Genomic DNA, 14,004 nt, shown 5'->3' on the forward strand with positions numbered 1-14,004 from the left:
CTATGTCTTCGTTCCGACCGACCATATTCTTTGATACGAGGAATATATTTCTGTATTCCTTTAAAGCTGTAGATGTCAAAATGACTGGAGAAAGTAGGGAATTTACCCGGATTTCTCACAGAAAGATAAAAAAAAGGGATCGAAGACTGCGAAAATGTATATACAGCAGGCATTTCAGCAGTTGGAAACCATGACCCCATCTTCAACAGATTGTATACCAAAACAGTTGAAATTTGAGCAACAAAAATGGCTGCCAGTCATAGTCAATTTCCAGGGTAGACCAGTAAGAGCAGATGCAGGATTCAGCTTAATTGCTGAAATAGACAGAAAATTGCAAATCACATCACAGTTTGCACAATGTTTCCAAGATTAGCGAAAGCCAAATCGGATTGACCATTCAATAGAGAGCTTAATTAAACAAAGAATATACGGGCTGGTCATGGGGTATGAAGACTTGAATGACCACGAAGAATTACGTCATGACCAGATGTTTGCTATAGCATTAGGAAAAAGTATTGGAGTAGAGAATGAACCTGTAATATTGGCAGGAAAGAGTACATTAAATCCCCTGGAACATTGTCCTGAAGATGTGGAACAAGGAGCAGACAGCGGGTACCATAAAATCGGACATTCTCCATCAGCAATTGAAAGCTTATTTGTCAAAATATTTCTATAATGTTACGCCAAAGAACCAAGAGAAATTGTTTTGGATTTAGATGTAACTGATGACTTAGTACACGGCTATCAGGAGCAAGTTTTCTCCAATACTTATGATGGGGGATAATGCTATGCTCCACTTTATGTTTTCTGTGGAAAACATCTATTAGCAGCCAAACTTCGCCCTTCAAACGTAGACCCAGCATTTGGGGCATTATCAGAACTACAAGGAGTGATTAAACAAATAGGTCAACAATGGAAGAATGTTGAGATTTTAGTAGGTGGAGATAGTGCTTATTCTAGAGACGATATCATGACATGGTATGAATCCCAAATGGGTGTGGATTATGTTTTTGGATTGGCGCAAAATAGTCGTTTAATTGGGATGACTAGAAAGACTCAAAGTAGAGCATCCCTTGAGTTTGAGTAAAAACTATCAACAGTAGTTTCATTCTTAGAAACTATGTTTAAACCAGATGAAGAACTTGCAGAATTTGCTGGTGACTTGATTAATAACTCAATTTGGTATAAATCGTTAGACTATAAAGCTCGTGAATCTTGGAGCCATAGTCGTCGTGTTGTTTTTAAAGTTGAATATGGAGTAAAAGGGACTCATGTTCATTTTGTTGTAACTTCACTTTCTACTAATAAAGTACCTCCTAGTCAACTATATAGACAAAAATATTGTCAGCGAGGGGAGATGGAAAATCGTTTTAAAGAACAACAATTAGAACTTTTTAGTGATAGAACAAGCAACCATACATTTACGGTAAATCAATTAGGTTTATCGTTCTCTTCTATAGCTTAGGTTTTGCTCAATGCCTTGGGTCAAAAATGTTTAGCTAAAACCGAATTACAAAATGCTACTGTTGGGACTATTCGTACCAAATTATTGCAGTTAGGAGCTTTAATTACTGTAAGTACACGTCCCATTTTAATTGCGATTACTAGTTCTTACCCATACAGACATATCTTTGCTACTGCTCATAGACGCTTAAGAATGCTCACTAATACTGCTTAATTTGAAGTTAAATTGCCTTTTACTTATTTCTAAGTAATCATAGTTCGCCCTTGGGTTGATTCAAGTCTTGTTTTGTCATGCTTCATTTTATGAACAGAGCATTTTGATTTTACTACCAATAAAAAGATAGTGACTATTTTAGCTTTATAAATGCGATTTTATATTTAATTTATCTCTGCGATTCAGTTTTGATTGATGATGTATCAAAATTTAGTCTCACATCAGGTCATGTAAATTTATTTTTTACTGCTTGTGAGAAATCCGGGTTTAGGGCATACAGGGTAATTACTGTACCTACTAAGGTAGCTAACAGCGCAATTAATATAACTCGCACTAACATCTCTAAAGAATAGGAGTTGGATATGATGAAACTAAAAAGTAATGGCAAAAGTGGGATGTGCGTGCCTAAAACAGCCACTAACATAATCTTGGCTGTATAACTTTTTTAACGAATCTAAAACAATTTAAGGATGAATGAATATAGATAGAGTTTTTGATTGTGTCGCATAACTTTTGATGAATTTTGTGTTAAAATTTATATTTTTTTATAGGAAAATAGGAAAGGTTGTGATCTCTTTCGGTAAATTTACAAGTCTAATTTTTAATATTCCCAATTTGTTTTCTGAAGTTTCTATGGTTTTGGATTACTGCGATTTTTGTAGAAAAAACTACAATATCCCCAACTTTTCGGAGAGGTCGGGGATATATTCATAGCGAAGAGGAAAAACCGATATAATATTCGTATCAATTCGTATAGCTGGAGAATTGCCGCTCTAGAGCGGCAAATACCGGACAAGGGGCTGAAGCTTGTAAACTATCAGGTTTACTCCAAGTAAATGGTGCTTGATGCGCCGCAGACATCCATAAAAGTCTTTTTGCCCTGGTCATAGCAACATACAATAAACGGTATTCTTCGGCCATTTTAAGGTATTTGGCTTGTTCCCAAGCTTGGCTTACATTGGGTATAGTTTCTGTTTGTTGATGAAGTCCGGCGCGAATTTGGGCGCGTGCTACTTCTGATAAGGTAAAATCGCCTAGAAATTGGCTTTGGGGAGGAACCCAAAATTTACCAGGAATTAAGTTTTCATGCAAAAACGGTAGGAAAACATAATCCCAGTCCAACCCTTTCGCTTTGTGCATAGTGGTAATTGTTAATTGTCCCTTTTTGGTATATTGTTCTTCTGAATTTTCTGTATCTACTGGTTCAAAGCGTTCAGAATTGACGATTTCACTTAAAGCCGACAGCATTGAACCCATAGAATTATTACCCCAATTTTGCAGGTTTACCCGTTCTGCAAGTTTGTCAGCGGTGGCTAACTCCGCTTGGTCGTAATTTAAGGTTAAGGCTAAAAACGGAATAATTTGATATATGGGTAGTTCTAAACGGGCATGAAGTAAACTGCGACACAAATGAGCAGCTTTTCGAACTATTTCTGTTTGAGGAGTGGCTAGGGGTCCAGGATATAAAAATTGTTCTGGGATACTGGCTAGGGAGTTAATGTCTTGGATGGGAATTAATTGACGTTGTACTAAAACCTGGAGAGTGGCTTTTAAATAATCAGAGGAATGCGGGCGATCGCAAAATTGCAATAATGATAAAATTTCTTGTGGAACATGAGAACGTCTTTCCATTTCTCCCACATCATAAAGTTTAATTTGATGTTCTTGACAAATAGCTTCTAAAGCCGATGTTAACCATCTCCCTTGACGATTTTCCCTGACTAATACCGCCGCACGGGAATCAGAGTTTTGAGTAAATAATTCAATTACTTTCTGGGAAAGCAACTCAACTGTATGATGAATATCACGAGGGCTATACAATTCCAGACCTTTACCAAATGGTGCAGGATTAGCATTTAGTTGGGGTTCACCCATATTAACAGCCGCAATTTTCTGGGAGAGAAATGGTGTTTGTCCGTTCTTAGTTATGGTTGACCATTGACTATTTACCCACTCCAATGCAAAGTTGGCTGCATCAATAATAATTTTGCTACTACGACCAGCTTGATTCATTGTTGCTAGTCGTTGATTAATATCACAATTCTTACAAAACTCCCGAAAATAAATCGGATCAGCAGGTGTAAAAGTTGAATTAATCGCCTGATTAGGATCACCAACTCTGACTAAATTGAGTGTTGACTGATCTGCATTATTGCCGTCTTCTTCACCAGCTAGTATTTCTAAAAGCTGCGTTTGTAGTGGGCTAGAATCTTGGGCTTCATCTTCAAAAATTGCGAAAATTTGATTTTGTTCAATCCGTCTGGCGCTAGAATTTTCTAAGACGCGTAAAGCGGCTAACATCATATCATCGTAGTCAATGAAATCTTGGGAAGCCATTAATTTTTGATATTGTTCATACAATCCCGCTGCCACTTGTAAAATTTGATAGGTATCTTGGGTTCTTTCACTCCATTTATAGAGTTTTTCCGGTAATATTCCCGAACTTTTAGCTTCGTGAATGACCGTATAAGCTAAGTCTGGTAATACTTCTGTGCGTAGCACAGACTGACGACGTAGTTTTTCTGTTTCTTCACCATCAAATTTTTGACCTTCTAGTAAGCGTCGATAAAGTTCAGGATTTTTTGTAATCCATTGTTCTACGGCTGCGCGGATGAAGCGATGAGTTTGATTAGGGGTGATTAATGTGACGTTTTCTAACTGCAACCCGGATAAATCAGGATAACGATTGGCTATATTTAAGGCTAAACCGTGGAGGGTATAAACAGCAAAGCCTGTTTGTGGTAAGGATAGTTTCTTAAGTTTATCGCGGATTTTTAATTTTAGGTTAGCAGCAGCAGAACGGGTAAAGGTGACAACTACTAACTGACGCCGATAATTATTACCTGTGGTGAGGGAATACTGATACTGGCGAGCTATTGCTATGGCTGCTGCTGCTGCCATTCCTGTAGATTTACCAGCACCAGGCACAGCAGATACAGCCAATGGACCCGATTCCCAATTAGCCATTTGCTTTTGTCCAGGTCGCAGACTATGACGAATTTTGTCAATATTTTTTCGTAACTTAGCTGCTGGTGATGGCTGAATATCTTCTATTTCCAGGCTTTCTTGATTGACTATAACCATAAAATTATCTTTTGACATATTAGAATTTAGACTTCTATTTTAATTATGACAGCAGAGAAATGAACAACATTGATTTATTATTTATCTTTAATTAGTGTTCAATACTTGTCAGTTCAGAGGGGAAGGGGCAAAATCAAACCTGAATGCTCAATCGCAAACTATATCTACATTATCTGGGTTTAACTGGTGTTATTACACTGGGGGCTATTTTGCGCTTTTGGCATTTGGACTTGAAACCCCTGTGGCTAGATGAAATAATTACTGCTATTTTTAGTTTGGGTAAAAGTTACCGTGATTTACCTTTATATGTAGTTTTTCCTCTCCACCAGCTACAGGAAATTTTTACTTTTCAGCCTGGGGTTACCTGTTCTCAAATTGCGGAAAATCTTGCCCGTTATTCTACGCATCCACCGCTGTTCTTTTGTGGTATGTACAGTTGGTTAGGGTGGTTAAATCCTTTGGGTACAGATTGGGTAACAAAGTTACGATCGCTCTCAGTTTTATTTGGTGTGGCTGCTATCATGGCCATTTATGGTGTTAATAGTATTGCCTTTTATCCCGCTTCTGGAATCATTGCCGCATTGTTCATGGCTTTATCCCCCTTTGCTGTGTATCTTTCCCAAGAAGCAAGGCACTACACTTTACCTATGCTCTTGATAATTTTATCATTGTTCTTGCTCATTAAAATCCAGCAAGATATCTTTACCAGGCAGCATGTTAGATTTGGTGTTTGGTTATTATGGTCAATTCTTAATAGTCTTGGTCTTTATATTCACTACTTTTTTAGTATCGCGTTTAGTGCCGAGATTGCCACACTGTCACTAATAATTTATTACGGCAGAACAACAATTATTAACCTGCGTCAAATTTGTTTATATCTAACTATATCTACCTGCGGCGTTATTATTAGTTATATTCCCTGGTTGTTGGTAGTATTCAGCCGTTTTCGTAGTTTAGATACTAACTGGTTGCCATCTCCTCATCATCTTGAACCCATCTATCATACTTTGATTAATTGGGCATTAATGATCATTTCTCTCCCTCTAGAAAATCAGTCCATAGGAATTGCGGTTATTTGTGGATGTTTCATGGTAGTGTTTACAATTTGGGTGGGAATACAAGTTTTTACAAGTTTAAAATTACTGTGGTCAGAAAGTAAAACTCATTTATCTACATTAATTCTTTTGAGTTTTACTTTTTTTGTTTTACTTCAATTTTTAATTATTGCTTATTTACTAGGTAAAGATATTACGCTTGTCCCGCGTTATAGTTTTGTTTACTATCCTGGGTTTTGTGCCCTTTTAGCAGCAAGTTTAGAAAAAATTAGAACGACAAGATTCATTTTTCTAATAGTAGGTATTGTCAGTTGTATTTTTGTTGTTAATAATTTAACTTTTCAAAAACCTTTTCTACCTGACTTAGTTGCCAAAAATATGAATTTAGAACCTGATGTACCCTTGATGTTGGTGATAAAATACGACAGTTATCAAGATGTAGCAGCAGGTTTAAGTTGGGCTTTGGCATTGGAGAAATTAAGATACCATGAAATTCAAAACCAATCAAACTCATTCAATAATGATAGTTTGGCTTTTGTATATAAATCTGCTGATTTATCTTCTCTTACTCACAAGGTTGGTAAATTTTCCCACTTCCATAAATCTCAGTTTCATTTATGGTTTGTAGGCTCAGGAATGAGAAAAAAAGATTACGCTGGCAAGTTAAGAATTGCTGGGCAAATCAATTGTGATATAGAACCTACCCAGCATTATCGTAGTGGTCAATTTCCCTATCAGCTTTATCGTTGTGAAAAGAGGGAATAGGGAACATAGGATAAATATTATCTTTCTTCTGCCTCTTGCTTTTTGCCTTCTTCCACTGATAACTGGTATTTATTCGTCAATTTGCCAAGAGTCTTTGGTAAATTCTTCATCGAGAACTTTCTTAGGACGTAAAATAATGATGATTTTTCCTAATAAAGTGTTTTCTGGTGCTGTTTCAAACCATTGAAAATCAACTTCTCCAGAGTTCTCAAATGCAAAGTAACTAGATGGATCCCATTGTCTTTGGGCCCGATCTATGACGACTATAACTGGTTCTATTTTGGTTTGTGTGGGGTTGGGGAAAATATCACTACTGGCAACAATTACTACTGGATCTTCTGCTGACTGTAACACTTGCCAACCTGGTAAAGCTACCCAAGCTTGTTCTCCGGCAAATTTGACAATGCGAAATGGTTCAACTTCTGTAATTATGGGTACGGAACGTACATGTTTTGGTGTTAATGGCAACTCACCCACTACAGGGACAATTCTGGGTAAGTCTTCGTCTGATTCTAGACGGAAAAAGGGGAGAATTGGGGCTGGACGTTGGGCAATTACGGTAAAATCAGTTAGTAGTTGTTCGATTTGTTTTCTGGCTGTGGGCGAATTAACAAAACGTAACCCCTTAGCAATTAAGCGTGATCGCTCTTGTAAATCGGAGTTTTGTCTGGCTAATTTCCAAGCTTGATAAGCTACTGCATCCCCTGGATGTTCGGTAAAACCTTGTGGTGGTGTGGAGAAGCGAGAAAAATCCTTAATTGCTTTGGCTATCTCCCGCGCTTCGTCTATGTCGAGTTTATGGAGAAAAATCAGGTCTGCGGCTGCGGCTCGATCTTCTTGAGTCAGTAAGCGTAGTTCGTAGAGAATATCACTAGCTCTTGTCCCGTAGTATGCCCTTGTTGCTTCAGATGCGCCACACTTTTCTAAAGCACTGTAAACCTGAGAACCAACAATCACTTGATTCTGTTGGATTGGCTCAAATCCAGTGGCTTCAAAGATATCTTGGGGATTGTAACCATTTTTTTGGAGGAAGCCTATCGCCTTCCCCCATTCTACCCAGTTACCTTGTTTTTGTCTTAACTTGACTAATAATTCTTGTGCTGTATCGTTAACAGTATGATCAGTATCTTGAGAGTTGGATTGTAATTCAGTCATAATTCTGATTTGTAAGCGTCAACTTAATATGGTGATAGTAGTTTTTGCAGTTATGGACTTGGCTGCTGGCATCAGCTTTTAGTCTTTACTCCAGACTCTGATCTCATCTATCAAGGTGTAATTAAAATATGTTACAGCTTAATCTGAGAAGCAAATCTTATTTTAATCTGCTTAATGCCCACACAAAATTAATCCCCAGACAGAAAGGAAAAATCACCAAATCCTATACAAATCTATATATCTAGTCCCGAAATCTACTAATGAGCTTCTATACACCCTACAGCCTATCTCCTATGCCCAGCTTATTGACTTCTGAAGTCAACTGTATGTTGAATCTGTTGAATCACTGACAACAAATATTTTCAACTCAGCCTTGTATGGAATATAACAAAATTGTGAAGATGATATAAAGCAAAATATGAATAACCCTAATGTCGAAGTTGATACAATTAACCGTCCATTAAGTAGCCGCGAACGGAATCAAAAGCTCAAAATCCTCGTAGTTGATGATGAACAAGATAATCTAGATTTGCTGTATCGCACCTTTCGCCGTGATTTTAATGTCCTCAAGGCTGATAGTGGTTCAAATGCGCTGCAACTGTTGGAAGCAGAGGGTGAAGTGGCGGTAATTATCTCTGATCAGCGGATGCCAGAAATGAAAGGAACTGAATTTCTGAGCCGAACTGTACCACAATTTCCCGATACAGTTAGAATTATTCTTACCGGTTTCACTGATATTGAAGATTTGGTAGAGGCTATTAATGCTGGTCAAGTTTTCAAGTACATTACCAAACCGTGGGACTCTGGAGAACTGAAAGAAGTGGTGCAAAGAGCAGCAGCAACCTATGATTTACTGAAGCAACGCACAGAAGAATTGCGCCGTGCTAATTCCCAAATGCACCTTTTGACTGTTTTAGTGGAAGTGACACAAGTTGCTTCTAGTTTAGAAGCAACTCTAATTCCTATCGCTAAAGCCTTTAGTGAAACTTTTACTGCCGATAGCTGTATTGTACAACTTATAGAAGGAAATACTCTGACGGAAACCCAAGGTGCTTACAGTGATAAAGGAGTAGTTGACAATTGGCTCTCCCAAGATCCACTAGCCAAAAACGCGATCGCCACTGGCCAAATCCAATCATCTCTCAATATACCTAAAGACCCTAATCTCAACAGTCTTACTCACTACCAAGCAGCTGGTGTGGAAGCACATTTAATTATCCCCATTATTTATCGACAGCAAATGTTGGGAGTGTTATCGCTACAGTGGCAAGAACCTTGTTATTTAAGAGCAGATGAACTTAAACTCATACATCTATCAGTAGAATTAATAGCAATCGCCTTATCGAGTAGTTATAGGGGTCTAGAGGTGTAGGGGGAAAAAATCTAACGACTAATGACTAATGACTAACGAAATTCCTGACATTTTCATTCGTGACATTTTCAACCGTATTGCTCCCGTATATGACCAATTAAACGACCGGTTAAGTTTGGGACAACACCGGATATGGAAAGAAATGACTGTAAAATGGAGTGCAGCTAAACCAGGAGATACTTGCTTGGATTTGTGTTGTGGTAGTGGTGATTTAACTTTTAGACTGGCGCGATATGTAGGAGTGAACGGAAAAGTATATGGTATGGACTTTTCTTGTAACTTACTGGAAACTGCTAAACAGCGTTGCCAAATATATTACCCCCAACCAGCTATAGACTGGATAGAAGCTGATGTGCTAAACCTGCCCTTTGACAACAATCAATTTGATGCGATCACCATGGGCTATGGGTTGAGAAATGTTAAAGATATACCTCGTAGTCTTCAAGAAATACATCGTGTCCTCAAACCTGGTGGGAAAGCAGCAATATTAGACTTTCATCGCCCTGATAATGGCATATTTCGGGCTTTTCAGAAGTGGTATTTAGATAACCTGGTTGTTCCCCTAGCAACTAATTTGGGTGTCAAGGAAGAATATGCTTATATTAGTTCCAGCTTAGACCACTTCCCCACAGGTAGACAGCAAGTAGAAATAGCGCGTCAAGCGGGTTTTACTAACGCCACACACTATCCCATCTCTAACGGTATGATGGGAGTGTTGGTAATTGGTAATGGGTAATGGGTAATTGGTAATGGGTAATTGGTAATGGGTAATTGGTAATGGGTAATTGGTAATTAGTAAAAGTATTTCCTTTGTCCCCAGTCCTTTGTCCCCAGCCCTTTGTCCCCAGTCCTTTGTCCCCAGTCCTTTGTCCCCAGTCCTTTGTCCCCAGTCCTTTGTCCCCAGTCCTTTGTCCCCAGTCCTTTGTCCCCAGTCCTTTGTCCCCAGTCCTTTGTCCCCAGTCCTTTGTCCCCAGTCCTTTGTCCCCAGTCCTTTTTTCCTAATCCAAAATACTGTGGATTGGTCTCATCTTTGGCTTTATATATCACCCCCAATTCTGGGTGGAGTTATTGGCTATTTCACAAATGATATAGCCATAAAAATGCTATTTCGCCCTTATCGACCTATCTATATTCTTGGCCGAAGAGTGCCTTTTACTCCTGGATTGATACCTGCTAATCAGGAGCGTTTGGCGAAAAATATTTCTAATACCATTATGGGATCGTTGTTAACGCCAGAGGAATTACAAAAGCTGGCGCGGCGACTCCTACAAACAGAAAGAGTACAAGGCGCGATTTCTTGGTTATTACAGTTAGCAGTTGAACAAATTCAAGGTGATAAAAATCAGAAAAGTATCAAAATTGTGGCAGGAATTTTACGGGATTTGTTGGGAGAATCCTTACCTCGATTACTGAAGGTTTTGGCTCGTCAAGAGAATTTTTTAGAAGCGCAAATTAACCAGATTTTTGACCAAATATTACTGGAATCTCAACTGAGTGAAGAACAATCTACACGCTTGGCTGATTGGTTGTTACAAGTAGTTTTACCACCGGATGCGTTAAGACAAGCAATAGTTGACTTTTTAACAGACCGCACAATTCAAACTATTGATGATAGCTTTCGAGAAAAAACTAGTGGTACTTACTGGGTAGTAGCAAATCTGTTTGGTTTACGTAATACTCTGACTCGATTAAGGACATTTTGTTTAGATGAAAAAGAGGCTACTAATAAGCGATTGCAAGAATTAATTCAAGATTTGCAAATGCGCGATCGCCTCAAAAAATTACTACAGGATTTATCTTTACAAAACTTACCAGTTGCTACAGTCCGTCAACTTAGAAAAACCAGCAGGGAAAGTGTTCATTATTACCTCCAAAATAGTGGTAGCACTTTGTTAGAGGAATTAACGGAATCAGCAGACTGGAAAAATATTGCTAGTTTGTTATTAAAGCGTCTTGGTAATTCATCTGTTATTGGTACTTCTTTGGAAGTAGTGTCTAAAGAATTAGCTTTAATTTTAGAACGGTATTTGGAAAAAGATTTAGAAGTAATTGTCGCACAAGTAATTCCTATTTTGTCTATAGATCAAGTGATTATTGATCGTGTAAAAGCAACTTCTCCTGCTGATTTAGAAGCCGGAATTGAAGGAATTGTTAAAAATGAATTACAAGCAATTGTGACTTTAGGTGGAATTTTGGGTTTTGTTGTCGGGTTGTTACAAGTAGGTTTTCTATTTTTGAGTCGATATTAATTGTTGATAGAATGTTTTACTTGCAATATGCACATAAACCATCTATCAACTTTCTAACTCTGTCACCTGTCACCTACTAAGTAAGTGGGGGTTAAACATTGTCGTTATGACAAGGCAAGAGGTGAACCAGCGCGGTATTGGGGAGCCACTGCGGTGGAAGGTTTTCCCGGCATAAAGCAAGTGGCCTGGTTTCCCCCATGTAGGGGCTTCGCCTTCCCCCAGGGTGCGACTGGAGAACCAGAAAGGCAATAGGGAAGAGGTTTTCGGGCTAAATTACATTTTTTTACATACTTTTGTTTTTTCACGTCGTTCTACTTAACATTTCAAAAATGTCCCGGCCAAGGTGAGGTGGGAGCATCAGCATCAACTGTCGATAAATGATCTGTAGAATAGTCTTGTGCTAAACCTATATTTACATCTTCATAAACCACTAACTTATTCAGATCCTCTAAGACTTGGGATGCAGAATTATATCGCTGTTGATGATCATCCAAAACCATTTTATTAATAATTGCTGCTAATTCCTCGCTTACTATTGCTTTGTCAAGCCATTTTACTTCTCCATCCGTATCTCTTTCTAATTCATGAGGAGATATACCAGTTAAGGCTTTAATGCCAATCATTCCTACAGCATAAATATCACTATTATATTTAGGACGACCGAAACATTGCTCATTAGGGGCATAACCTCTTGTCCCAATGCCGATGGTGAAAGCAGTTGAATCAAAACTTTCGGTGATTTGGGTGCTAACTTCTTTAACAGCACCAAAGTCAATTAATACTAGTTTCCAATCTGAGTGACGACGGATAATATTGTTAGGTTTAATATCTCGGTGGATTACACCATTCTCATGGACAAATGTTAATATTTGCAATAGTTCTTTTAACAGCGAGATTGTTAAATTTTCTATGATACACTTACCTGAGATTAGTTCCTGATTTAAAGGATGTCCAATTATATACTCTTGGATTAAATAAAATTCTTCGTCTTCCTCAAAATATGCTAAAAGCTGAGGAATTTGGTTATGTGTTCCCAACTTTTCCAAAGTATTCGCTTCTGCACCAAATAAACGCCTAGCAAGTGCTAAATCTTCTGATCTTGTCGTGGCTGGTTTTAGTTGCTTGACAACGCATTGAGGATTACCAGGATATTGTATATCTTCTGCAATGTAAGTTTCACTAAATCCTCCTGCACCAAGCACTTTGATAATTTTGTATCGTCCGGCTAAAATTTTACCGTTCAATGCTAAATCCCTTTGTTGTATTAGGTCTTGCAGGTCATCTTGTTAATTAATAATTTCCTGAACCACAGGAGAAGATTTATATTTCTGAAAAATTAGTAATAAGTTATGTTTGTGGATTTTTTCCCTAGCTACTTCAGTGCCTAAATATAGAGAGTCCAGTTAAGGCGATGGCTATGATTGGTATTGTAGTGGGAAACATTAATTTACCATAAATAAAGCTGGTATAGCTAATTCCTCCCCACACACCAGCTAAGGCAATACTTAATAAGAATCGCCGGATACCCTGTTTTCTTCTCGTTACTACCATAGATGAACCACTTACCAACAGCAGTACAAATAAACCTCTCCATAATGGACTTCTAATGGCTGTGGCAATGGATTTATTGGCCATTAAGGTTGGGACCCATTGGCATAAATTTCTACACCAGCCATGCTGTTACGTGGTGAAACAGCCACTCGATGATCATCATAGCTTAATTTCGCTGTAGCGCTAATTAGCGCGATCTTATTTTGCAAAAACTGTCCTTGTTGCAAATAATTATTCCAGTTTTCTGGCTCAAACAGATACCACAAAGGAATTGTCCTGAATGTCTCCCCATTTCCCCAAAAATAAATGTGATCGCCCCTGGGTTGGGAATAATTCACTTGTGCTGCTGCTAAAAGAGCTTCCTCAAAAGAGGGCATTTTTGAGTTAAAAACAGTGCTTGGCTTTCACAAGGGTGAAAATTCACTGGATAAGCGATGAATTTTACCGTCTAACTCCAGGGGAAAATTGACTGCACCTATTGACACCACCCCAAAACGAAAAATAGGCTGTGGTTGGGTCAATGGCTGAAATGAAACTTGATGTGTCGTAAAATTTTTATATACTGCCGATAAGGTAACTTTCCTACCATATTTATTTTCGCAATACTGCCTGTAATTGCCGATCATCAGCTTCACTATAGATACTTGGTTGATCAAAAACTATATCTAAGTCCACTGAACGGGCACCAGCATTAATCAACTTAGTGATCACCTGATCATAAGCTGCACGTTAATAAGGAAAAGATTGTATTGGTTTTAAATAGGCATACTGTTGAGGATAGGTCTTATAATACTCTTCAGGAATGGAGATAGATTGATCATCAATCGCCAAAATCACAATATCCTGTGGAGCTACTACCGTTCCACGCATTTGAAAAAAAAAGGTAGTCACAGCTTGATTTTCTAGCAATTGCACCCTACTTCCATTAGCCGCACTGAGTATTCCTGCCAAAAATGCAGAAATTCCAGTAAGTAGATGACCAAAACGCACTATCAGTTTAGACTGGTGTAATGGTGTTGTTAAACTCCCCTTTGTTAACTTACTTAACTGCCTCTTGGCAGCGGAGAGTGATTCGTCGGCTAAGGTGGGTGTAGT

General features: G+C 38.3%; 6 protein-coding genes and 2 pseudogenes. 5 read left to right on the top strand and 3 right to left on the bottom strand.

What is annotated here, in order from left to right:
• The first annotated feature begins 190 nt into the window (after positions 1–190).
• Positions 191–1,678: pseudogene (locus AAZO_RS44130) on the top strand (IS1380 family transposase).
• A 744-nt stretch (positions 1,679–2,422) separates the two neighbouring features.
• On the opposite strand, the gene AAZO_RS20505 reads toward AAZO_RS44130, so the two are convergent.
• Positions 2,423–4,780 carry an ATP-dependent helicase gene (locus AAZO_RS20505; protein WP_013192679.1) on the bottom strand — a complete coding sequence of 786 codons (2,358 nt, stop codon included), beginning with the start codon at positions 4,778–4,780 and terminating at the stop codon, positions 2,423–2,425.
• Positions 4,781–4,905: 125 nt separating this feature from the next.
• On the opposite strand from AAZO_RS20505, the gene AAZO_RS20510 reads away from it, so the two are divergent.
• The gene (locus AAZO_RS20510) at positions 4,906–6,582 is read left to right on the top strand and encodes a glycosyltransferase family 39 protein (protein ID WP_013192680.1); all 1,677 of its coding nucleotides are present in this window, start codon (positions 4,906–4,908) and stop codon (positions 6,580–6,582) included.
• A 69-nt stretch (positions 6,583–6,651) separates the two neighbouring features.
• Here AAZO_RS20510 and AAZO_RS20515 read toward each other — a convergent pair whose 3' ends face one another.
• A complete protein-coding gene (locus tag AAZO_RS20515) occupies positions 6,652–7,737 on the bottom strand; it encodes a RuBisCO accumulation factor 1 (RefSeq protein ID WP_013192681.1) in 1,086 nt (361 codons plus the stop codon).
• 418 nt (positions 7,738–8,155) lie between these two features.
• Here AAZO_RS20515 and AAZO_RS20520 point away from each other — a divergent pair, with 418 nt between their 5' ends.
• The 3 genes from AAZO_RS20520 (at position 8,156) to AAZO_RS20530 (ending at position 11,358) form a co-directional block, all read left to right on the top strand.
• Complete coding sequence (locus tag AAZO_RS20520) at positions 8,156–9,109, top strand: response regulator (RefSeq protein ID WP_013192682.1); 954 nt, start codon at positions 8,156–8,158, stop codon at positions 9,107–9,109.
• Between the two features lie 28 nt (positions 9,110–9,137).
• The gene (gene ubiE, locus AAZO_RS20525; RefSeq protein WP_013192683.1) at positions 9,138–9,845 is read left to right on the top strand and encodes a bifunctional demethylmenaquinone methyltransferase/2-methoxy-6-polyprenyl-1,4-benzoquinol methylase UbiE; all 708 of its coding nucleotides are present in this window, start codon (positions 9,138–9,140) and stop codon (positions 9,843–9,845) included.
• 277 nt (positions 9,846–10,122) lie between these two features.
• The gene (locus tag AAZO_RS20530) at positions 10,123–11,358 is read left to right on the top strand and encodes a DUF445 domain-containing protein (RefSeq protein ID WP_013192684.1); all 1,236 of its coding nucleotides are present in this window, start codon (positions 10,123–10,125) and stop codon (positions 11,356–11,358) included.
• Between the two features lie 323 nt (positions 11,359–11,681).
• On the opposite strand, the pseudogene AAZO_RS20535 reads toward AAZO_RS20530, so the two are convergent.
• Positions 11,682–13,995: pseudogene (locus tag AAZO_RS20535) on the bottom strand (protein kinase domain-containing protein); the annotation flags it as partial.
• Positions 13,996–14,004: the final 9 nt, after the last annotated feature.

It is taken from the genome of 'Nostoc azollae' 0708 (genome assembly GCF_000196515.1).
Classification (GTDB): Bacteria; Cyanobacteriota; Cyanobacteriia; order Cyanobacteriales; family Nostocaceae; genus Trichormus_B; species Trichormus_B azollae.

Excerpts from the sequence above, each read along its gene's own strand:
- AAZO_RS20505 (WP_013192679.1), bottom strand. The coding sequence starts at position 4,780 with ATGTCAAAAGATAATTTTATGGTTATAGTCAATCAAGAAAGCCTGGAA.
- AAZO_RS20510 (WP_013192680.1), top strand. The coding sequence starts at position 4,906 with ATGCTCAATCGCAAACTATATCTACATTATCTGGGTTTAACTGGTGTT.
- AAZO_RS20515 (WP_013192681.1), bottom strand. The coding sequence starts at position 7,737 with ATGACTGAATTACAATCCAACTCTCAAGATACTGATCATACTGTTAAC.
- AAZO_RS20520 (WP_013192682.1), top strand. The coding sequence starts at position 8,156 with ATGAATAACCCTAATGTCGAAGTTGATACAATTAACCGTCCATTAAGT.
- ubiE (WP_013192683.1), top strand. The coding sequence starts at position 9,138 with ATGACTAACGAAATTCCTGACATTTTCATTCGTGACATTTTCAACCGT.